The organism is Bacteroides sp. K03 (assembly GCF_019734355.1).
GTDB lineage: Bacteria > Bacteroidota > Bacteroidia > Bacteroidales > Bacteroidaceae > Bacteroides > Bacteroides nordii.
This window is the reverse complement of sequence record NZ_JAASHC010000013.1, coordinates 46,055-69,309: the sequence shown is the minus strand read 5'-3', so window position 1 is coordinate 69,309 and position 23,255 is coordinate 46,055. Positions and strand designations below refer to the sequence as shown.

The window sequence follows — 23,255 nt, the reverse complement described above, 5'->3', positions numbered from 1 at the left end:
GTAATTAATTATTTCTTGATATGATTATTTCATCTCCATTGATTGTGTAGTGCAGGTTATTGTTAGCTGCCATAATATCGAGTATCTTCGTTATTGTTTCATCGTTCCGGAAATCACCATAGAAGCGCTCCGTACATAGTTGTTTGTCTTTTATTTCTATTTTGACATTGAATGCACGTTCAAGGTCGCGTACAATCTGGCTTAAAGGTTCTTCATTAAAGAATAGTGTGTTTCTTAATGTCACACTGGGAACCCGGATTGCCGCAGTAGGTTGTCCGGTTACATTGCTCGAAATGGCATCCAGTATTTCCTGTTTGGGCTGTGTCCACATTGCGTAACTTTGAGCATCTACGCTTTTTACAGTTACACGATTTTCTTTTTTATTAATAACAGCCTGTTGGTTGGGGATAAGTAATATGTTTTTTGCTTGTCCTTCTATACTGCCTACATTCAAGCTTCCTTCAACCAAAGTAACCCGGGCACTTTCATCTTCGGCATATGATTTGAAGTTGAATTTGGTGCCAAGTACTTTTATTTTCACTTTCCCGGAAAGAACACTGAATGGGAGAAGTTTATTTTTAGTAACTTCAAAATAGGCTTCGCCATCCAAAGAAACATTTCTATCAGATTGTCCAAAGCTCTCCTGATATGAGAGGCGGCTACCCGAATTTAACCAGACAGAAGTCCCGTCCGGCAAAGTTACTTTAGACTTGGAACCATAAGGTATTTCGATGGTTTGTGCCAGATGGGAAGAAGAGGGTGATGTAGAAAGTGCATAATAAGAGCCGACTCCTAATCCGAATGCGATAACAAATACAGCGGCATATTTCATCCATGGATGAAGAGTGATAGAGTGTAGTTTGCTTTTCCGGGGCTTTTTCAATCCGGTCTTCTTTACAAAATGCGTATATGCAGATTCTATATCCGATTTGAAGAAAAATCTGTTTCTGGATATACGCATGCTTTTTATTAAGAAATAGTATTCTTTGTATAGCTGCCTGTTTTCGGCACTACTTTCGTACCATGCTCTCAAAACTGCTTCTTCTTCTTTTGAAATCCGTTTGGAGAACTGTTTGTCTATAAGATTAAAAACATCAATATTACTATTCATACTTGTCGTCTTTTATAAGTAGGACGACCGAAGAATTCAATAGGGTAGTGAGAAACTATATATTTTCGATAAAAAGTTTATTTTTTATCGAAAAAGATATCACGAAGTCTGCCCGAATCGGATTTTATTGATTAAAGAGATAGAAATATAGAGCTGTAATAGCAAGAATGTAATCTTTCAATTCTTCTCTAAGCAAGCTGAGTGCTTTTTTTATGTGGTATTTTACGGTATTGACAGAAATATTTAGTTCGTCGGCAATCTCAGCATAACTTTTGTCACCGTACCGGCTGAGTAAAAACACTTTTCTACATTCTTCCGGCATTTCCCGGATAATGTCTTCTATTTTATCTTCCAGCTCTGATAAAATAATTTGTTCAAACATCTCTTGATCCGGAATATAGCAACTCGATGAACCAATTTCGCTTTCAAAGCTGACTACTTCTGCTTCCCGGGAGTAACTGCGTAAATAGTCAATACTCTTATTGTGTACGGAAGTTAGCAGATATGACTTTACAGATGTTGAAATGTTCAGTAGTTCTCTTTTTTCCCAAATAGAGAGCATAACATCTTCCGCTATATTTTGGCTTAGGTGATAATCTTCCACATATTCATATGCAATAGAACACATCAAGGCATAGTAATGGTCAAAGATGAATCTGAATGTATCATGATCTCCTTTTCTGATTCCATTAATGAGCTGTGCATCGTGCATGAAAATGTCTTTTTTATTATTCATCCGATCCGATATTCGTGTTATTCTATGAAATGTACGATTACTTTACTGATACTATGTCAGTTGTGTATTCTAATTTTTGTTTTTTTTAAAGTATTTATTATAGCAAATCAATAAGTATGAGTAGTTAATACAAGAAATAAAGAATGAAAATAATGACAAATGTATTGTTCCTACTCTTCCAACAGGGTCAAACCCACTCCCTTTACTGTTTTGATACTCACTGTTTCATCCTCTGCGAATAGTTTTCTTAATTTAGTGACAAATACGTCCAGGCTGCGTGAAGCAAAGTAATCACCTTCTGTACCCCATAGTTTTTCAAGAATAGTTTCCCGTTTTACCACTTCACCTTTCTTTTCACAAAGCATCTGTAAGAGTGCAGCTTCGCGTACTGTCAGCGTTCTGCTACTTCCTGATGCGTACTTTAGCGTAGCATGTTCCGCATCCAGTGTATAATTCTTACCTATCCGGTAGATAGCTTCATCTACTGTTGCTGTATTTGTGGGTGCTACAGGCTTTTCCGGTGCTTTTTGGCTCATCTTCATCAATGCCTGTACATGTGCATTCAGTTCTTCCGGGAGAAATGGTTTTTTCAGATAGTTGTTTACTCCCAACTCATAGCCTTTTACTACGTCTTTGGGCGATACCCGTCCCGAACTGAATAGAATAGGGGTGTCTGTATCCGTTTCACGAATGCGCTTCACCATTTCATATCCATCCATTACAGGCATTTCAATGTCCGAAACGATCACGTCCGGTTTCCATTCCTGCCATATTTTTAATCCTTCCACACCGTTCGCGGCATCTTTTATTTCATATCCGCCAATCATGTCTTCAAGCCCGCCCTGAATAATATACCTTAAGTTGGCATCATCTTCAACTAACAATAACCTTATCATACTATCTCTTTATTTTGTTGTGGAATATTTATAGTAAATTCGCTATATTCTCCTTCTATACTTTCAAGCTTTACGCTTCCGTGATGTGCCCGTACAACATGGAATACATAGTTTAATCCAAGTCCAAAACCCGGAGCTCCTCCTTTTCGATTTCGTTGTACGGCTGAGGCACGTTCAAATTTCTCGAATATCTTTCCTTGCTCTTTCAGTGGGATTCCCATACCGTTATCTTTCACACTGATGTGTGTATATCCATTGGATGAGGCCGAAGAGGATATTTTTATTTGTACACTCTCTTCCGAGTATTTGATGGCATTATCAATCAGATTGCTGATAGCCTCTTTCAGAAACTCCTCATCTGCATATACTTTTTCTTCCTGCAGATCAAGGATAAACTCAACATTTTTTTCTGCTTTGGCAGTAAACTTCTCGGTGAGATCTTCCATAATGGGACGCAGATTTACTTCCTTTTTCTCAAGTAGCAGTTTGCCCTCTTCCAGTTTTGACAAAGTCAGTACTTTATTGACCAATGCCAGCAAATGTTCTTCTTCGTCCTCCATGATATCGAAATACTTTTCCTTCCGTTCCGGTTTATCATCCAGTTTTCCGCTACGCAGGATACGTGTACCCATGAGGATAGAACTGAGTGGGGTTTTCATATCATGTATCATGGCATAGGAGAAGTCTTCGCGTATTTTGGCTATTTTATTTTGTTTCACAATCACTTTGATTTGTTGTACAAGGCAATAGATAACGATGAACAGAAGTAATACCGTTCCGATGAGGAACATTCGCATCTGGAGGATAATCAATTTATAAGGATTGTCGATGGTGGCCTGTATACCTTTGGAGAAATCTTCCCGAATAGGGAATATTTGGGTTTGCATTTCGTTGTGAAGCCGGACAAGGCTACTGTCTTCTGCAAAGTCCTCTACATATTTATAGCGTGTAGAATCAATGTCAACGGAATCTATACGGAAATGGAGTTTTCCGAGATTTACTTTGTCCAGCTCTTCCCTGTAACAAGAGTCAAGAGATTGATAGTTGAGAGGGATGTTATATTCGTGATGAATACTGTGCAGGGCAGTTATCAAAATCAATCTGTCAGCCATATCATTTTTCGCACGTATTTTGGTAGAATCCAGTTGGAGTACGGTACCATTGGGAATATTCCCTTTAAATTGCTTACTTGATTTTGAGGATTCCTGTAATTGTGCTTCCAGAAAAGCATTATTGATTTTTTCGTACAATTCATTCTCCAACAAATGATAGGAGTTGGAAAACCACATTCCTTGCAGTGCTACTACCGCCAGGATAGCAATGACAGTAATATATCGAAATAGCGGTTTATTCATGCTTTTTTCTTTTAATTCGTTGGCAAAGATAGAAAAATAGTTTGTGATTATTCACTTTTTTAAGTATTTGGTAACGTCGAATGTTTTGTACGTATGGAAATCTCCCCGCACAGGAAGTGCTTAACGTAGCGTTAACGTAATGATAACATTGTAATAACATACTTTTAATTTACTCCGTTTTATCTTTGCAATGCCGGGAGTAGAGAAAAATAGAAATCCTTCTTCCTTTATTTATATGGAATGAGATGACGACTGATACAGAAAATAAAAAGCCTCTGTTGGCCATTAGCTGTGGAGCAGGTGGGACGCAGATTATCTTGAGGACGGTTCCGTGTGCTTATTCGTTTATTGCATACGAACTTATTCGTGCATTTTTCTTTCTGTTTTTTGTGAAGCGGGGGGTCCGGTCTGTTTCCTTGACAATGAAGGGGAGGTTATTGTTTGCCAATTGTTCGTGTAGTGAACCTTTATATGTATGGCAATTTGTCATAGTATCTTTAATGCCTGCTCTTCTTTTGGGAGTTCTTCCTCTGTGTTACACTCTGTTTTCCGGACGGTTCGTTTTTCTTTTAATCAGCATTCCGTTTCTGCTGATGGGTATCAATGATTATAAAACAATTTGGCTGCTCAGATATTTCGAGGAGAATAATCTGGTAATTAATTATTTAGAGCGAAAGGAGAGGAGGATACATTAAACCGGGAAAGATAATGTGAACTCGCTGAACTTATTTTCTACACTTTCTACCCTGACTCTGCCATTATGTGCAACCATCACCTGCTGAACATAATTTAGTCCGAGTCCGAAGCCGTTGGCTTTACTTCGACTATTGGCTGAAGCACGCTCGAACTTATTGAATATTTTACTTTGTTCTTTCAGTGGGATGCCCAACCCGTTGTCGTGTACTTTAATTTTAATGAAGCCATTTTCTTCTTCACACACAATACTGATTTTTACTTCTTCGTGAGAGTATTTGATAGCATTGTCTATCAGGTTGCTGAGAATCTCACGCAGACAGAATGCATCGGCATAAACAGAATGACAACGGTGGAATACTTTCGAAAATTCTACCGGCTTATGAGCTTTTAAACGGAATTTTTCTATAAGATCATCTATCAAAGGTTCTAAATTCACATTCTCTTTATGTAACTGTAACTTGTCTTTTTCTATTTGTGTGAGTAGTATTACCCGGTTTGACAAGGTAAGCAGATGCTCGCATTCGTCGAACATAGTACGAAGATATCTTTCTTTTTTTACCGGATTGTCATTAATTCTCCCTGTCCCTAATATATGTGCTCCCATAAGAATAGAGTTCAGAGGTGATTTCATATCATGAATCATAGCATAAGTAAGATCTTTCTGGAACTGTGCAAGGCGGCGTTGCAGGAAGGTAATTTTCACCTGGTAGAATACGCAACCAACAATAAGGATAAACATTAATCCCAGTGAAAGCAGTAATGGCCACAACGGTTTTAGTATTAATAGTTGTGGAGAAGATATTGCTGCCTGTACTACTTTGCTGCTATCATTGTTCAGAGGGATGAACCGGGTTATGAGATCCGGTGCCCCGGTTGTATATCCGGAGCGTGTGCTTTCTTCTGTTTCTAAGGTGGGATATTTCAGTATATTGATACAGACCGGGTTTGTGATTCCTGCTTCCTGTAGATAGGTGATAAATACAGAGTCCATATGATGCAAAGAAAATGGAGCAGGGGTGGAGCAGGAGTTTATTGCTTCAAGCATTTTAAGAGCCGAACGTAGCGTATAATTTGCATCAATTGAGTTGTAGACGTGATAAACATATACTCTTGTTACAGGCGTTTTCGTTCGCATGGCCTCCTCTTTTTGCTTTTGTGCAAAAGGAGTAAGACCGGTTTCCGGGAAGTTGAGTATTACTTTTTTTTCTTTACTGGCCAGATAATGAGGAAACTGATGATAACTTACTTCATTGAAGAATGCTTCTTCAAAGTATGTATTTATTTTGTGTGCAAATGCTTCTTGTCCGGTATTGTATAAAAAAACAATCCAGATTATTAGTAATAGAAATGTACCTGCCAGACTGAGTATAGAAAGTGCTTTGGAAGAACGTTGTTTTTTTCCCTGATTCTGTTGTGTTGCCTCCCGGGCGGCTGTCAGAGTTTCTTCGGTCATCGTAAGCAGTGTATTGCTTTCATTCTCAATTTCCTGCCATTGTTCTTGTACTATTTTAACAGGAATATCAGAAACCGGAGCAGCCATGTTTCCGGCTAATACATAAAAAGAGTTTTCCTGTACCTTTATGGTTTGCTGTTGGCGAATGATGAGTTTTATCTGTGAAATGATACTGCATATTACTACGGTCATCAGGCCGAAAGTAAACAGATAGAGTAATGATACTTTCTTTAAAATCAAGACGTAGGGAGAAACAATAACGGCTTGTACGGCTATATCGTTTTCACGGTCTATAAAGAAAGGTTAGGAGGCTAATACACCTACGCTTCGGTTGAATGCCGGGTTTGTGCTGGCCAATGTCCGGTGAGTTTTCGTATCTATTTTGTTGATTACAACTTCGCTGTCAATATGATCTTGTTTCAGCTTCTTTTTCAGTACGGCTGCCAATTCATCAATAGGAAATTCTACACCGTATTCAGTTTTTAATATCCGGGCCAGATACTCATTACCTCGCAGATTTTGCTCGTCTGTCGGGAGGTCTGCATATGGTTCAATAGGTATATAGGTGACGGTTGTTCCGTCAGGATAGGGAAGCTGGTTGACCAGATTGTCGATGGTTTCGTAAAAGGCAATGGAAAAACTCTTTTTTACTGTGAGTTTCATCATTTCCATATTACTGCGATAGGCATAAAATAGCCCTCCGACTTGGAGTATCAGAGTTAATGTAAGTCCTACAAGGGTGATAATCGTTACTTTACGCGTACGCATCTCTTACAATTTTGTCGTAAAGATAGTACATTTTGGGAGAAGCGTTGTGCGGCTTATCGGTTTTTAGGTAGTTATTAGCTGCTATGGAAGTATTACTTTGAGAAGATTGTAAGGTAACTGAAGATAAAAACAAATGTATAAGATCTGCTTTGTATATAATTATAAACTATATATAGTCAACGTTGGCAAATAAAAGATGAATTTTGAAAGTAAATTGATATAACAATTTTGGGTTTTTGCAAACTGCTGTTTACCAATGTGTTATATAGTCTTCTTTTTTCTCTACGAGGAACGCATCGAAACTCTACGAGAAACGACTCGTTAGTCGTAGAGAAACAGGGCTTTTCTCTACGACCAACGAATTGAATATTTATAAGATTTGACAGAAACAACTGGAAAAGAAAAGACCACTTTTTATCAATGTAATAAAATATGATTTCTTTTTCGGGCTATTTCCATACATGGCTAATTTTTATTGTAGTACACAAACTTTGTGAGTGGTATTGGCTACTTTTACCAGATAGATACCCTGGTTTACTTTTTCGGTTGCTTTATTGTCACATATACCGTTAACGATCTGTTTGCCATCAATCGTGTTAATGACATAAGCCGTACTGCTGTCGCTTTCAATAATAATAGTACCATTGTTTACATATACGTTGGCAGTAACGACTTGAGTATTTCCGATACCACTGCCACCCGCTACATTCGCTACGATAAATTTACCACCGAGGTTACCATTATCCACAGGTTGTACGGCGAATTCATAATCAGTCGTATTGAACCCTTTCATACGAATCTGATGGCTATTAATCAGACGAGCTGCAACTTTAGAATCATAAGTTGTAGTCCCGAATATTTTATTCGCCTGGAGGCTTGCCGGGGCATAGGTATAGGTGTAAGTTACTCCGAAGTCATCTGCTTTTTTAGCTTTAATGTATATATTGTAACGGATGGCTTCTGCCGGAGTTGTATCGTCTGTCGCGTTTCCCCAGAAAATAATTACATCTGAACCGTCTTGTTTAACCTGTACATCTGAATTGCTTACAAATTCGGGAGCTTCATTCATAGCAAGATCACTGGTTAAATTATTGGGTACTGCCCGGTTGAACCAGTTAGGCTCCTTAGGTCCCCATCCACTGATAGAATAGTCGAGCGCACCGTCATGGTTGAAATCAATAAAGTTCACATCAGACTCGTGAGAGTTGGTGTTATCATTCAGGAATTCACGGGTGAAGCTGTTGTCTCCATTGTTGTAATATAAGTTAGTGAGGGAGTAGTCAGTTTCCGTCTGCCCGTCTGTTGATGACCATCCACATTGAATCATAATATCAATCTTACCATCATTGTTGATGTCACCTATGGCGGGCATTGCTCTGGCTGTAAGTAGATTGGTTACTTCTGTTTTCAAAGGATCGGCAAAAGTTCCGTCGCCATTATTGATGTATAAGTTTCCTACGGTATTATTGGTTTCTGTGTCACTATTCTTAAAGTCTCCAAACTCCAGAATATCGGGATAACCGTCATTGTTCACATCTGCAGTAAAGGTCGTACCGCTCTTTTGACCTTCGAAAAAGCCCTGCTGGGTTGTTTCGCGGAAAGTGCCGTCACCATTGTTAAAGTAAATAGTGGTAGTGGCAACCCAGCCGTTAGTCTGGTCATTACCGGATACGATGAGATCCAGATATCCGTCTTTATTTAAATCACTCAGATAAACGGAACCGGTTGTGATTGTTTTGAAGGGGTCAATTCCTTCTCCGTCTTCTCCCACGGGATTTTGTACTTCTTCGAAAACACCTTGGTTATTTCTGTATAGAATCACGTGCCAACTCTCATCTTTACGTGCCCAGCCTGTCATAAACAGATCGGTCCATCCGTCATTATCATAATCGCCGGCTGCACAGAAGTAACCCCGGTGTTGTCCTTCGGATTCTCCGATACCCAGTTCGTCTATCTCTTGCTGAACAGCATGCTCAAAAGGGTTATCGGGATCTCCTGTCCCTCTCCAGATAGCAGTATAATTTTCTCTGTTTTGTCCGCCCTCTCCGTTGTCAGTCACTTTTTTTCCCTGTACATAAAGATCCATGATACCGTCGTTGTCGAAATCCAATACAACTGCACCGGCAATCTCGAGCTTAGGAATATTAACGGGTATGTTGGTAAATTCGCTTCCTTCTTCATTTCTGAACAGATATGCATGACCCATATCCTGGTGTTTACCACCAATAAGGAAACGGTCCGGATAACCATCGTTGTTGTAGTCGAACCATAAGTCCTGTCCCCATTGAAACCAGGAACAGACATTGGCACCTTCAGGATCGCTGGGATCTCCCCACGGTTGTCTGATCACATCTCCCCATTCTACTTTTACAGGTTCGGTAGCGAATGCATTCGAAGCTACTAAAGCACTTAATGCCATTGTTGAAAGTAATTTTCTAATTTTCATAATGTAACTATTTAATGGTTAATACTAAAGTCGTTTATCGGAGCTGAAATCCATTCTCTCCATAATTTAGTTTTTGTAAATGAGTTTACTCTGACTGAGGCCTGGAGTAGTACACTTCACACAGTAATAGCCTCTCGACAGTTGCGCTATTGATATGCAGAGCGGATTATCTTTCTTTGTATAATCCGGATAGAACGGGCGTCCTGCAATATCGTAGAGATGAATGTCGGCTGTAAGTTCCCGTTCTGGGAGTTGTACATAGATACTTTCATTATTTTGTTCGTACCATATCTGCACCTTTTCCCGAAGTGCTGTGTTTTTGACGCTTGTATAGTTGGGATCGGGATAAATGCGCATAACAAAACCACCTCCTTCTGCCAGTTTGAAGCTCATCCGGGTTTGGCTGGTAACATCAATCGTATGGCATTTGCAAGCTGTTGCATCTCCTGTTGTACTTGATATATCATTATTTTTTTCCGGTACGTCTTCTATAATGTAAGCCTTATAAGGCATTCCGCGAGTAAGAAATGAAAAATCGACATCCAGTGTCCGTTCTGTCCAGTTGCTTAGTCCGCCTACATACCATTCCTTATCTGATCTGCGGGCCATGACAGCAAACTCACCTATTTTACCTTGCAGCGGTTTGGTTTCGTTCCAGATAGTAGGCACATGTTTTAGAAATTCCATTATTTCGGGGAACTTACGGTATTCTGTTGGCGCATCGCTTACGAATCCCAATGTCTGATGATATACTACATACTGGGCCATTTGATGTGCACGTGTGCCCAGACTCCAGGGAGCACCTGTCCCTTTCCAGGTCCATCCTTTCCGGGTCTTGTTACGCAAAGACCCAGGAGTCATATCCATTGCTCCTCCAAGCATGCGTAAGAAAGGAACGACGGTGTGATACAATGGATTACAGTTGTCGTTCCATTTGTTACTTTCTTCGCCTGTCACAGCTTCGTAACTGATGATATTCGGATAAGTACGGTGCCAGGCTACCGGTTTCGGGCAACCGTGAAGTAATAACATCAACTGGTATTTGGCGCAGCGTTCCGCCATTGTAGGTATCCAGCCTGACGCCACCTGGTCATCTCTTGACATAAAATCGGCTTTCACCCCCGATATACCCCATTCTTTGAAACGGGCAAGCATCGGTTCATCAACCAGCAGGAAGTTAAAATAGCTCCATACCATGATTTTGATATTCTTTGATTTGGCGTATGCACACAGCTCTTTGATGTATTCTTCTCCCCAGCCGGCATCACAAGTCATCCATTCAAATCCCATTTCCGCAGCAAAGTCTACATAATACTTATAAAATTCAAGTGTATGCGGACGTCCGTCTCCAAAAGGACCATAGATAAAGCCAAGATCTCCTTCAAGTTCTCCGTCGTGCAACCATTCAAAAGCTGTCCGGCCGGCCGATATCCAGGAGAAATCTCTTTCTGCCTGAGGCTTTGCCAGTTTGTAAACCAGGTCATTGTTCATTAATTCCGAATCATCACGGCTGATAATGAATCCACGCCAGGGATAAGTGCGTACGCCCGGTGTCAGGGCAATGTAATCATAACGCTCCAATACTGCCTGTGAATCATATTTACTGTCGTTCTTTATTTTTTTAGGATATTCGGCCCATTTGCCTACCAATTTAGTACCGGCTTCTTTTTTGAGCAGATACATGCCCGGGTAATTTTCTAAATCGGACTCAATAACGGTGATACCTATATTTTTCTTATTATTTCGGAAGAAACAGGGGTTGATGCCATAATCTCCTGTTTTAACAGATTTGACACTCAACTCACGTTTGTAAGGAAGTTCCCATTGACTCATCGTACGCTTGTCTTCATCGTAAGCAATCCATACTTGCGGGTTATCCTTAAAGTTGAATTCTGCTATTTCATTCCGGATGGTGATACTTCCGTTTATTTTACTTTCTATCCGGTATGCCACCCCTTCATCATAGGCACGGCAGTGCAAGGAATAGAGAGAACCCAGATCAAGGATCATTTCATTATAGGTATCATCAATCTGGTCATTTTCGCCTAAATGCATGGGAATTTTCTGACTGATGGAATTCCGGGAACACTTTTCTACTGCCGGATTCTCTCCCAGTGTGATCCGACGTCCGTTTCTCTCTACTACCATTGCTATCGGAGAGATTTCCGAAAGGGCTTCGCCGTCAGCGAATATCTGATAAGAGAGGGTGTCCCGCATGCTGATTTTGAGTTCCAGACTTCTGTTTGGGGAACTGACTGTATATTCTTCTTGCGCTTTTATTGGCAAGGTCGCGGTGAGGCATAAAGCGATGGTTAAAATAAGGTGTTTTTTCATATTCAGTATTGTTATTACAAATTCTATTAGCCTCTTTTATTGGCTGCTACAAAGAAACGGCACATTTGGCACATTTGAAATGGAGAATTCTATTCTGGATATGGATAATTTTACCTTTGCAGAAATAACGATATTGGAAAGTAAGATTATCCATATCGATGGTAAGATTATCTATTTCTTTTTTGCTATCTATCTGCTTATTTTGCACTCAGCTAATAGAACGCAAAAAGGGATAGCTTTTATATATGAAGGTAATTTTGTTTTCAGGATTTTTTGGAGGATATTATTTATAAATACGATAAAATGGAAATGAAAAGAAAGATGAGTAACACATTGGGAGCCGGACTTTTGCTGCTGGCATCCGCTTTTAGTTTTTCTGTTCAGGCACAACAGGTTTTTCTGCATAGTGGCGAGCCCGTTGTTGACTGGAAACTGAAGCCGCAGGCTGAAGTAAAAGGGGATGCAAACACTTTGTGCAATGCAGGCTATAATGTATCTTCATGGGTAGATGCAGTAGTTCCCGGTACGGCTTTTACGGCTTATGTAAATGCAGGGCTGGAAAAAGACCCTAATTTTGGTGATAATATTCATAAGGTGGACCGGGCTAAGTATGATCGTAGCTTTTGGTATCGTACCGAATTTAAAGTCCCTGCTGATTTTGACAAGGAACTGATCTGGCTCAACTTTAATGGCGTGAACCGTAAAGCCGAAGTTTATCTGAACGGACACAACTTGGGCATTTTGGATGGTTTTATGCATCGGGGACGTTTTAATGTAACCGACATTGTAAATAAAACCGGTGAGAATGTACTGGCTGTACTGGTACACATGCCTCAAACTCCGTTGGCCAACTGTGGTAGTCCTACTTATCTGTCGAGTGGAGGTTGGGACTGGATGCCATATGTTCCGGGATTGAATATGGGTATTACCGATAAAGTCTTTCTGAGTAATACCGGCGGCGTAACCCTGATTGATCCGTGGATACGTACAGATCTTCCAACTCGTGCCCGTGCAGATTTATCTGTTCAGCTGGAAGTGAAAAACAATGAAAGCAAACCGGTTAAAGCTGTTGTTACAGGAACCATCAATCCGGGTAACGTTACCTTTACGAAAGAGGTAGATCTGTCTGCAAATACTACTTCTACTGTTAGCTTCGATAAGCGTTATTATCCGCAGTTGATGATTAATAGTCCGAAATTGTGGTGGCCTAACGGATACGGAGAGCCTAATTTGTATACTTGTACCTTTGAAGTGAAAGTAGACGGAAAAGTATCTGAAGTAAAAGATGTCACTTTCGGTATTAAAAAATATACATATGATAAGGAGAATAACACTTTTCATGTTTATATAAATGACGTTCCTGTATTTGTAAAAGGGGCCAACTGGGGTATGTCGGAGTATATGCTTCGCTGTCGTGGTGCAGAGTATGATACAAAGATTCGTTTGCACAAAGAGATGAACTTTAATATGATTCGCAACTGGCTCGGCTCTGTAACCGATGATGAATTCTATGAAGCCTGTGACAAATACGGAATTATGTTGTGGGATGATTTTTGGATTAATTCGAATCCGAACCTGCCTTATGATCTCAATGTGTTCAATAATAATATGATGGAGAAGATTAAGCGTGTACGCAATCACCCGAGCATTGCCGTATGGTGTGGTGACAACGAATCTAATCCGCAACCACCGTTAGAAGGTTGGATGGCCGAGAATATTAAGACTTTCGATGGTGGTGACCGTTATTTCCAGGCAAATTCTCACGCACAGGGCTTGACGGGTAGTGGTCCGTGGGGAGCTTTTGAACCCCGTTTCTACTTTACTAAATATCCAGACGGGCTGGAAGGTGATCCGGCACGTGGCTGGGGATTCCGTACAGAGATCGGTACTGCTGCCATGACTACTTTTGAGAGCTTTAAGAAGTTTATGCCGGAAGAAAACTGGTGGCCACGTGATGAGATGTGGAACAAGCACTATTTTGGTCAGAATGCTTTCAATGCAGCTCCCGAACGTTATGATGCTTCTATCGAGAAAGGTTTTGGTAAACCCGATGGCATTGAGGATTACTGCCGTAAAGCACAGCTTATAAACCTTGAATCCAATAAAGCTATGTATGAGGGCTGGCTCGATCGTATGTGGGAAGATGCATCAGGTATCATGACCTGGATGGGACAGTCGGCTTATCCTTCGATGGTGTGGCAGACGTATGATTACTATTATGATCCGACAGGTGTTTATTGGGGTACAAAATCTGCTTGCGAGCCGATACATATTCTTTGGAATCCTGTAACGGATGGTGTAAAGGTTGCCAATACTACGGCCCGTGATCTGGAAGGACTGACTGCCGAAGTGAAAGTATACAATCTGGACGGTAAACCTGTGGCAGCATATACAAAGTCGGCTACGGTGAATTCGCCAAGCAATACCACTGTACAGTGCTTTACGATTGATTTCAATAAAGAACGGAAGAATCTTTCTTTAGGTAAACCGACCTATGCATCAAGCGTGACTCACGGACAGCCTTCGGATGCTACGGATGGTAAGAAAGATACCCGTTGGGCAGCAGCTAAAGCCGATAATGAATGGATTTATGTGGATCTGGGCAGTGTACAACCCGTAGGCGGTGTACGTCTGGATTGGGAAGCTTCCTTTGGAAAAGCTTATAAGTTACAGGTTTCCAGTGACGCGCAAAATTGGAAAGAAGTGTATAAAACGGATGAAGGCCGTGGTGGTGTAGATGAAATTACATTCCCTGAGGTAGATGCCCGCTATGTACGTATGTTTGGTATCGAATTGGGCTGGTGGTTCGGTTATTCGTTATGGAGCTTTGATGTATTGAGTGGTACACAGCCAAGTGAAGGTCTGAGTGATGTTCATTTTATCCGCTTGACCTTGAAAGATAAGTCTGGAAATGTACTCTCCGAAAATAATTATTGGCGTGGCAATGACCGTTTAGATTTCACCGCTGTGAATTCTTTGCCCAAAGCCGACCTGAAAGTTTCTTCCAAAATGGTGAAGAAAGACGGAGTTGCCGAGATACAGGCTACAATTACAAATCCGGCTTCAGCCAAGGGTGTGGCTTTTGCCGTACATGTACAGGCATATCGCACTTCGGATGGTGAACGTATTTTGCCCGCTATTATGAATGATAACTATTTTACATTAATGGCAGGTGAGAAAAAGAATGTAACAATCTCATTTGATGAGAAACTATTGCAAGGTGGTTCTTATAAATTGGCGGTAACTCCTTATAATAAATAAGGATAAGGTAATTCACCACAGAGTATACACAGGGCACAGAGTTCTAATTATTTAAAATCAATTATATAATAACTCTGTGCCCTTAGTGTATTAATTATAATATTACGTGCTTTAAATAACCATATTGTAGGCTATGATCGTTTTATTGGTATGCCAACGGAGTGGGTGCAGTCACTGCTGGAGTAGTAATAATAACCCTATTTATACTTTTAAATTACCAATACAAATAAGTCTTTTTGCATATTTCGCTTATTATCTATGATATCATGAATTGTATATTAAGAATAATAGTCATTAATTTATTTTACAATATTGTATAAAAAACAATGAGGCACAAAATCTTTATCTTATTACTTACCTTATCGACTGCTTTATATAGTCAAGATATAAATATTCCGGTTTCTCCCAATGTTGCCTCCATGGGCGAATTTGGTAACTTTCCTATAGGATATCATACCGGAACTCCTGTAATCGAAATTCCTTTCTATGAAATAGATTTGGATGGTTTAATCATACCCATAAAATTGAAATACAATTCATCCGGTATCCGGGTTGATCAGGAATCCGGATGGGTAGGGTTAGGTTGGTCTTTAGAAACGGGAGGATGCATAACTAAGGAAGTGAGAGGCTTTAATGATTTTAGTTATGACGATTCTACTACTCCTGAAGGAGTGTCTTTCGGGTATTATTATACATGGCGGTCTAACTATGATCAATATCTCTATAAAATTAATTATAATCCGTTGACTGAAGTGATTGAGCAGATAGCGGGAAATGAATTATTGACTACTGAAGCATCTTACTTGACAGGTCAGGACAACGAGCCGGATTTATATCATTTTAATTTCTGCGGTTATTCCGGTACCTTTTATTTTGAACCGAGGAAAAATGGTGTTCCTATCTCTGATTATATAAAACCTGTAATTAAATCTTCAAATCAATACTTGAACATTACATACAATACGAGAGAGAATAAATGGCTTGTTGTTGATCAACAAGGTTTTAAGCTTATTTTTAAAGAGAATGAATATACCCATGTCTATGCTGAACAAACGGAGCACGAAACTCCAGCTCTCAGTACAGATAAAAGTAGATTATATCTCAGAAAAAAAGGTTCCTGTACGGATACGAACTGTCAGTTGGAATCTATCGAATCCCCCAAAGGCCGAAAGGTTAGTTTTACATATAATCATGAGAATTCGAGTACACCCATAAGTACTTCTTATCAATCTGATATTCCGATATTTGATAAGAGTTTTGGCGATATAATTATTGGAGGCGGAACAAATAAGTATTATAGCTATACCTACTCCGGCATAGAGCAATTACTACCCTCTACTATCAGCTTTGATGGAGGTAGTATCTCTTTTATAACTTCGGCAAGGAAAGATATGGAGCGTTACGCTGATTTATATCGTGTCCGGCCGGGGATTTCATCTTTGCCTCCTCAGAAACTGGATAAGGTTATAATTAAAAATCGATCAGGTAATCATGTCAAAAACATAAAACTTTCCTATAGTTATATGAGTGATACGACGGATGTTAAGTTGAGTCGTTTAATGCTCAATTCGTTTGAAATAACTGATGCACAGGAACAGATACATCAGCAATACAAATTTACGTACAAAGAGGGAGTATTACCTGCCAAAAACTCTTATAATTCAGATTTGTGGGGATATTACAACGGGGCTGTGAATCAAGTCCAGCTTCCTACTTATACAGAATTAAAAACTCAGGGAAATATAAAGAATACTTGTAACTATCCTGAATCTTACATAAAAATAGGTGCTGATAAACTTACGAATGAAAAGTATATGCAGTATGGAACTTTGGATATGATTGAATATCCTACCGGAGGTAAAACACGATTTATATATGAATCACATGATTTCCGAAATGGGAGTAATGGTGGATTTATTAGAAAGTTTCCCTTAAGTTCAGGTGTTTCATACAGCCCGGATGCCAGTTTCCAACAAGGCAGTGAATACACTTATGGAAAAGATTTTGTTTTAGAAGATGATTCGTATCTAAGATTGTCTTTTCACTATCACGTACACGATTCATACAAACCGGCTTTGTCAAGAGCAAGTCGTATCTTCCTTCAGGAAAAGCATGGTAACAGCTATATAGATGTTTATAGTAAATTGATTAATCTGGAAAAAGAAGCTGAAACAATTGATTTAGATGCGGATGCCATTTATCTCAAAAAAGGAACATATAGAATTTATTTATGGAGAGAGGCAAAGGATCAAAACGGACAAAATAAATCTTTCAATTATCATCTATCAGTAAGTACCATGGCTTTTGCCTGGCATAGTGAGAGTAAGGGAGGTGGTCTTAGAATTAAAGAAATACAGAATATAGATAAGGGTGACATAGTAAGTACAAAGCGATATTCCTATTCGGAAAATGGACAATTATCGGGTTGCTTATTATCAATACCCGACTATGCTTTTTTGCAGATTTTAGACCGGACGATAGCGAACAGCACTTATTATGAAGGTATACGAATGAGGATGCTGAAATTTATGGCATACAATAAACAATTTAGTCCCAACTTTGGTACCCCTTTTATTCCCAACAATGGTGCTGCTGCTCAGGTTGTTTGTAAATACGTTGAAGAGAGCTGTGTGGATGCGAACAACCAAACGACAGGAAAAACTACCTACAGATACATGGCAGAGCCCTTCAAAACAAAGATCCCATTTCCAATACCTAAAGAGTATCATATAGGCAATGGTTCATTGCTGGAGGAGGCTCATTATGACAGTGACGGAATTCTACAGAAGAAAAAGATATTTAATTATTCTTTTAAACAGATACCGGGAGCTTTTACACAATATATACCTAAATTTTATGAACCTTTTGATGCCAGTAGGATAGGAATACAGTTCTATGAAGTCAAACCTGAATATTGGAGTTTGGATTCTATTTCGGAGAGTGATTATTTTGACTTTGGCAAGAAAGCTGTTCATAAGCAGACAAGGTATAAATATGATATGGGCAACCGGCTCGTTTCAGAGCAAATGGAGTCTTTAGGGGAAAATGACTTTGTAACCTTAACAAAGTATGCAAAAGATTTTTCAGACCAAATAGCTCTAAAAATGAAAGATAAAAGTATGATTGGAGTTCCTCTTGAAACTGTTACACTCAAAGATGGTAAAATCATATCCGGAAATAAATCTCAATATATTTTTGATGCAAGTTTGGATGCTGTATTAAAGAAAAGTTCTTACTCATTGAAAAAAGTACCTTCTCTGTCTCTGACAGATAATTATTCGCAATACTATGAAGCCGATTATACGGTTGTTAGTTATGATAATTACGGTAATCCTGCTGAGATAGAAAAAAGAGATGGTACTCATGTTGTATATCTTTGGGCGTATAATGGGCAATATCTGGTTGCTGAGATAAAAAATGCTACTTCCTCCACTGTAAATACTGCTTTGGTATCTGTTGGTCTGATATCTATTGATTCTTTGTCAACAAATGTCAATCCTGATAAATCGAAACTGGATAAGTTAAGAACCTTATCTGCCTTAAGTGACGCTCATATTACGACCTTTCAATATAAGCCATTGATTGGTGTAACTCAAATAACTGATCCCTCAGGTGTGACGGCCTATTATGAATATGATTCATTAGGTCGTCTGATACATGTAATGGATACGAATCACAATACTGTTGAAGAGTACGATTACCATTATAGGAATCAATAAAAAATAATACTTTGAACTTATGATTACGGACAATAAAAAGAGAGTCGCTCTGCTACTTCTACTTCTTGTAAGTACGGGCTTATGTTACTCACAATATACCTTACAAAAGGATTATATCCATATACGTGCTAACGACACAGTAGTGAAGCAAGAAGTGAATTATAAGGATCCGGGGCGTAGTGGGACTAATGTTTTCTGGAATTACAGTAATCTCCAACCGGTGAAGTTCCCTTATTGCGTTTGCTATGGTGGCAACGATACGGTGGTTTTTGTGAAAGAGCACCTGACAGAGTATAAATACCGGTTGAACTGTGGTGATTCTTTGATGTTGGAGGGATACCGTAATCGTACCACCTATTTCAATGCTCTTGTACCCGGCCTTGAATTTCGATATCCGTTTCATTATATGGACTCTCTGGAAAGTAATTTTTATGGAGAGGGGAAATATAGTGATAAGTTGGCATTCATTTCACAAGGTCGTGAAAAAGTGAAGGTAGATGCCTGGGGAACCATGTTGCTTCCGGGCAACGATACCTTGAAGAATGTGGTTCGGATGTGTCTGCAAAAAGATATTTGTGAACATATCTCTTGGACGGACTCCATCTTACTTAGAGTACACGGTGATTCTACTGTCCTTCGTAAAGCCCGTATTGAAGAGCATCTGAGAAGCGATACTGTATTACTGCGTCAGACAAATTATCGTTGGTATGCCGAAGGATACCGTTATCCGGTATTTGAAACCATCCGTTGTGAAACTTTTAAGTCCGGTAGCCCGATAGCATATTATGCGACTGCGTTTTATTATCCTCCGGAAGAGCATATCTATCTTGAAAATGATTCGCTCAACAAGCAATTACAAGAGTTACTGAAGGAGAATAGTCTCTCAGCTGGCCAGCATACTTCCAGGCCAGGAGAAGATGAATCTCTCCCTCCGTTGCAATCAGAATTGTTGGTCTTTTACAATATTTACCCCAATCCGGTAAAAACAGATGTTACTTTGGAGTATTACTTATCGGATGACGCACAGGTATGTATCAGTCTTTTTGATCTTAGCGGACGGTTGCTGAAGCAAACAGACAGCGGGAGGAAGCCTGGAGGAACCTATAATGAAACCATCTCAATGGATGCTTGTCCAAGAGGAAGCTACGTATTACGGTTAACGGTGGCTGATAAAACATTTGTTGAAAAACTAATAAAGGAATAGAATGATGAGACGTACATTATTATCCATGTTTATAAGTGGCTTATGTTTTTCTCTGCTGAACGGACAATCTGCTGATCAAAACTATATTCGCATTATTACTCCCAGCATTACTACTTCGGATGCTTCTTCATTGGTACCTTCTCAGTGTATCACTCGTATTCAGTATTATGATGGGCTTGGACGTCCTGCAGAGACTGTGATGAAGGGTATTACTCCACAAATGAATGATCTTGTTTCAATGGTGGAATACGATACTTTTGGGCGTATGTCACACGAATGGCAACCTGTTGCAATGGGTGGTACTTCGGGTGAATACCGTCCTACATCGGATGTGAAAGCACAGTCTTCTTCTCTTTATGGAGATGAATATGCCTATACGAGTACTTATTATGACTCTTCTCCTTTGAACCGTGTCGTGAAGCAAATTGGTCCCGGAGCGGATTGGCATGTCAATGATAAAGCCCAACGGACCGAGTATCAGGTGAATACGGCAACCGGAGAGTTATCCGTTCCTTGTTTCGTTGTTGAAAACAATCGCCTGAAGCGAAGTGGCTTTTATCCGGCTTCGAGCTTGATCATCACATTGACAAAAGACGAAGATGATGTTGCCTGCTATGATTTTGTTGACTTGGAAGGTAAGCACATTAAGTATAAGGGTGTTATTTATGTGTACGATAATCTGGGGCAACTTCGTTATGTTTTACCTCCTTTCTTTTTTAATACTTATGGATCTTCTGTATCGGCTGATGGCTTCTATGATGTCACTCCGGAAACGGGCTTGTATAAAATGTGTTATGTCTATAATTACGATGACAGGGGTAATTGTATCAGCAAGAAACTGCCTGGCATAGAACCTATTTATTACGTTTATGATAAAGCCGATCGACCGGTTCTTTCCCAATCTCCCAACCAACGTGCTCATGATGAATGGAGTTTTACAAAATACGATGCTTTGTCCCGTCCTATTTTGTCCGGTACAACAAAAATAAGTGGGAAAAGTCATGGACAGCTATGTGAAGAATATCGCAATCAACTCTTGAAAGAGACCTTTACAGGTAGTATCGTATCTGATTGTTATGGCTACAGTAATGTGAGCTTACCTACCCGGAATCTAACTATTCTAAAAGTGGACTTTTATGATAACTATACGTTTATAGGCAACCTTGGATTGCCTTCGCCGTTTAATTATCAGATGCAAAGTGGTTTTCCCACCTCTTATCTTACTACTCCTAAGGGGATACATACCGGTAGTATAGTCAAAGTCTTTGATTCTACTGTGACGAACAAGTTTTATTCGGTTTTTTATTACGATACTAAGGGGCGTGTTATTCAAAGCTGCAATAATAATTCCTTGGCAGGTTTTGATACTTATTTCACCTCTTATAATTTCTCCGGTTCTCCGGTTGATGTGCTGCATATCCATTCCAGTAGTACGATTTCCTCTTTGAATGAACGCTATCATTATACGTATGATCATGGCGGTCGATTGACGCAAACTACCCACTCTTTGAATAGTGGGGCAGAGCGAATTCTTGCACAAAATGAATATGATGAACTGGGACATCTTCGGAAGAAGAGTTATCCGGGAAATCTTGATTCCGCTACGTATGGTTATAACGTCCGTGGATGGATAGATCAAATCAATTCTACTCATTACAGGCAGGCTATTTATTACGGTTTTTGGCAGAATAAATCGAACAGTTGTTATAATGGCAATCCAGCCGGTGCATCCTATTTTACTACTTATCGTGATCCGGTTACAGGGGCATTGGCACAAACCGGCGAGCAATTAGCGGAGTACGGCTATAATAACGACATCTTATCTTCCAGTGTATCTAAAAAGGTTAGTAATGGCCAGTTTATATCCAATGTTATGTCAGAGACTATCTCTCCTATCACGGCTCATGCCATATCTCGTAGTTATAAGGGACGAAATGAAGATGATCTACGCCTGAACTTAAAGGGATATGAGTTGGATCGTCTTTATGAAGGTGGTATGAATAATGTTTCTTCCCTTCCTATTCAATTCACTTCTAAATATCCCAACATGACCCCAACTTTCTTCTATGATGATAATGGTAACTTATACAAAGACCTGAATCGTGGTATTACAGGTATTGATTACAACTTGCTGAACCTGCCCGAAAAGATAACTTTTGAAAATAGCAGTAATATCTGTTACCGTTACGATGCCGACGGTACTAAGCTCCGGGCTGATTATAAAACCGTTTTTAATGAACTGTATACTCCCATCGGCTTACCCGTACAAGCAAGTTCCGGTACTTTAACGGTCGAGCACCATATCGATTATTGCGACAACCTAATCTATGAAGATAATGTATTGAAAAAGATCCGAGTTGATGGTGGCTATATCAACTATAATCCCTCTACAAATAATGGTGAATACTGTTATTACATCACAGATCAAATCGGTAGTAATCGCGTTATATTAAGTGAGACCCGCGGTGTGATTCAGTATGCCGATTATTATCCTTATGGCATTCCTTTTTCAGAGATACCTATGGAAGAAGATAATTTCCTCCATGCCGGTAAAGAACTTGAAAAGATGCACGGGCTTTATTGGTATGATAACGGCAAGCGTTGGTACGATCCGATCCTATGTCGTTTTACGACGATGGATCCGCTGTGTGAAAAATACTATGATAAGAATCCGTATTCGTATTGTGCGGATAATCCAATGAGGTATGGAGATGTAAGAGGGGATAGTGTTACTGTGCTTAATCTTGGCAGTGGAACCGATCAGCACATGGGGCTTTTGATTCAGGATGAATCTGGTAAATGGAATTACTATTCATTCAATGGTGCGCCTGTATATAATAAAACATTGGGTATTGTGGGAGGAAGACCTTTTGATGATATAGAGGTTGGTCCTTTTGATTCGCCTGAAAGCTTTATGAACAGCTCTTATAATACGAAAGATAAAAGTAAGGAAGGAAAGGAAGATTCTTCGATTGATGCATATGGATATCCGGAAGGATATGTTATACCTACAACCCAAGAACAGGATAGAACAATTGAGGGGGCATATATCGATGCCATTGGTGAAGGCTATAGTTGGAGTGACAATCATTGCGCCAAAGTTGTTCAGAGAGCTTTGTCAAAAGCAGTTATAAGTGTATATGAATCTACAGTTACCAATCATTCGTATGCGAGTAGCGTAACAAGGACTCTTCCATATTTACCCAGTAATGCTTATTCTGTTATTAAATCAAATAATCCGCAAGGATATTCAGTGTATAAACGCAAATAATATAG

At 39.6% G+C, this 23,255-nt stretch carries 13 protein-coding genes; 5 read left to right on the top strand and 8 right to left on the bottom strand.

Going from position 1 to position 23,255, the window contains the following annotated elements; translation table 11 throughout:
• Positions 1-4 precede the first annotated feature (4 nt).
• From HCG69_RS11175 to HCG69_RS11160, 4 genes are all read right to left on the bottom strand, one after another.
• On the bottom strand, positions 5-1,111 hold the full coding sequence (locus HCG69_RS11175) for a FecR family protein (protein ID WP_221650114.1): 1,107 nt from the start codon (positions 1,109-1,111) through the stop codon (positions 5-7).
• A gap of 124 nt (positions 1,112-1,235) precedes the next feature.
• Positions 1,236-1,847: an RNA polymerase sigma-70 factor gene (locus HCG69_RS11170; RefSeq protein WP_223381569.1), complete on the bottom strand. Its 612-nt coding sequence runs from the start codon at positions 1,845-1,847 to the stop codon at positions 1,236-1,238.
• A 170-nt stretch (positions 1,848-2,017) separates the two neighbouring features.
• Entirely contained in the window at positions 2,018-2,743 is a 726-nt protein-coding gene (locus tag HCG69_RS11165; RefSeq protein WP_221650113.1) for a response regulator transcription factor, read from the bottom strand.
• On the bottom strand, positions 2,740-4,098 hold the full coding sequence (locus HCG69_RS11160; RefSeq protein WP_221650112.1) for a cell wall metabolism sensor histidine kinase WalK: 1,359 nt from the start codon (positions 4,096-4,098) through the stop codon (positions 2,740-2,742). Before HCG69_RS11160 ends, HCG69_RS11165 begins: the two co-directional genes overlap by 4 nt.
• Positions 4,099-4,343: 245 nt before the next feature.
• Here HCG69_RS11160 and HCG69_RS11155 point away from each other — a divergent pair, with 245 nt between their 5' ends.
• A complete protein-coding gene (locus HCG69_RS11155; protein WP_221650111.1) occupies positions 4,344-4,793 on the top strand; it encodes a DUF3267 domain-containing protein in 450 nt (149 codons plus the stop codon).
• Here the strand turns inward: HCG69_RS11155 and HCG69_RS11150 are convergent.
• The 4 genes from HCG69_RS11150 to HCG69_RS11140 all read right to left on the bottom strand — a co-directional run bounded on the left by HCG69_RS11150 (position 4,790) and on the right by HCG69_RS11140 (position 11,795).
• Complete coding sequence (locus HCG69_RS11150) at positions 4,790-6,487, bottom strand: sensor histidine kinase KdpD (RefSeq protein ID WP_255585826.1); 1,698 nt, start codon at positions 6,485-6,487, stop codon at positions 4,790-4,792. The genes HCG69_RS11155 and HCG69_RS11150 overlap by 4 nt on opposite strands.
• A gap of 63 nt (positions 6,488-6,550) precedes the next feature.
• A complete protein-coding gene (locus HCG69_RS20710) occupies positions 6,551-7,015 on the bottom strand; it encodes a hypothetical protein (RefSeq protein ID WP_255585825.1) in 465 nt (154 codons plus the stop codon).
• Between the two features lie 472 nt (positions 7,016-7,487).
• Positions 7,488-9,461, bottom strand: coding sequence for a VCBS repeat-containing protein (locus HCG69_RS11145; RefSeq protein WP_221650110.1), 1,974 nt, complete (start codon positions 9,459-9,461; stop codon positions 7,488-7,490).
• Between the two features lie 66 nt (positions 9,462-9,527).
• On the bottom strand, positions 9,528-11,795 hold the full coding sequence (locus tag HCG69_RS11140) for a glycoside hydrolase family 97 protein (RefSeq protein WP_221650109.1): 2,268 nt from the start codon (positions 11,793-11,795) through the stop codon (positions 9,528-9,530).
• A gap of 321 nt (positions 11,796-12,116) precedes the next feature.
• Between HCG69_RS11140 and HCG69_RS11135 the strand changes: the two genes are divergently transcribed.
• From HCG69_RS11135 to HCG69_RS11120, 4 genes are all read left to right on the top strand, one after another.
• Positions 12,117-15,056: a discoidin domain-containing protein gene (locus tag HCG69_RS11135; RefSeq protein ID WP_221650147.1), complete on the top strand. Its 2,940-nt coding sequence runs from the start codon at positions 12,117-12,119 to the stop codon at positions 15,054-15,056.
• A gap of 326 nt (positions 15,057-15,382) precedes the next feature.
• Complete coding sequence (locus HCG69_RS11130; RefSeq protein WP_221650108.1) at positions 15,383-18,775, top strand: RHS repeat domain-containing protein; 3,393 nt, start codon at positions 15,383-15,385, stop codon at positions 18,773-18,775.
• 19 nt (positions 18,776-18,794) lie between these two features.
• Positions 18,795-19,979, top strand: coding sequence for a T9SS type A sorting domain-containing protein (locus HCG69_RS11125; protein ID WP_221650107.1), 1,185 nt, complete (start codon positions 18,795-18,797; stop codon positions 19,977-19,979).
• Position 19,980: 1 nt separating this feature from the next.
• On the top strand, positions 19,981-23,250 hold the full coding sequence (locus HCG69_RS11120) for a DUF6443 domain-containing protein (protein WP_221650106.1): 3,270 nt from the start codon (positions 19,981-19,983) through the stop codon (positions 23,248-23,250).
• The last annotated feature ends 5 nt before the right edge of the window (positions 23,251-23,255 follow it).

Coding starts and splice junctions, on each gene's coding strand:
- HCG69_RS11175 (WP_221650114.1), bottom strand. CDS start 1,111: ATGAATAGTAATATTGATGTTTTTAATCTTATAGACAAACAGTTCTCC.
- HCG69_RS11170 (WP_223381569.1), bottom strand. CDS start 1,847: ATGAATAATAAAAAAGACATTTTCATGCACGATGCACAGCTCATTAAT.
- HCG69_RS11165 (WP_221650113.1), bottom strand. CDS start 2,743: ATGATAAGGTTATTGTTAGTTGAAGATGATGCCAACTTAAGGTATATT.
- HCG69_RS11160 (WP_221650112.1), bottom strand. CDS start 4,098: ATGAATAAACCGCTATTTCGATATATTACTGTCATTGCTATCCTGGCG.
- HCG69_RS11155 (WP_221650111.1), top strand. CDS start 4,344: ATGACGACTGATACAGAAAATAAAAAGCCTCTGTTGGCCATTAGCTGT.
- HCG69_RS20710 (WP_255585825.1), bottom strand. CDS start 7,015: ATGCGTACGCGTAAAGTAACGATTATCACCCTTGTAGGACTTACATTA.
- HCG69_RS11145 (WP_221650110.1), bottom strand. CDS start 9,461: ATGAAAATTAGAAAATTACTTTCAACAATGGCATTAAGTGCTTTAGTA.
- HCG69_RS11140 (WP_221650109.1), bottom strand. CDS start 11,795: ATGAAAAAACACCTTATTTTAACCATCGCTTTATGCCTCACCGCGACC.
- HCG69_RS11135 (WP_221650147.1), top strand. CDS start 12,117: ATGAGTAACACATTGGGAGCCGGACTTTTGCTGCTGGCATCCGCTTTT.
- HCG69_RS11130 (WP_221650108.1), top strand. CDS start 15,383: ATGAGGCACAAAATCTTTATCTTATTACTTACCTTATCGACTGCTTTA.
- HCG69_RS11125 (WP_221650107.1), top strand. CDS start 18,795: ATGATTACGGACAATAAAAAGAGAGTCGCTCTGCTACTTCTACTTCTT.
- HCG69_RS11120 (WP_221650106.1), top strand. CDS start 19,981: ATGATGAGACGTACATTATTATCCATGTTTATAAGTGGCTTATGTTTT.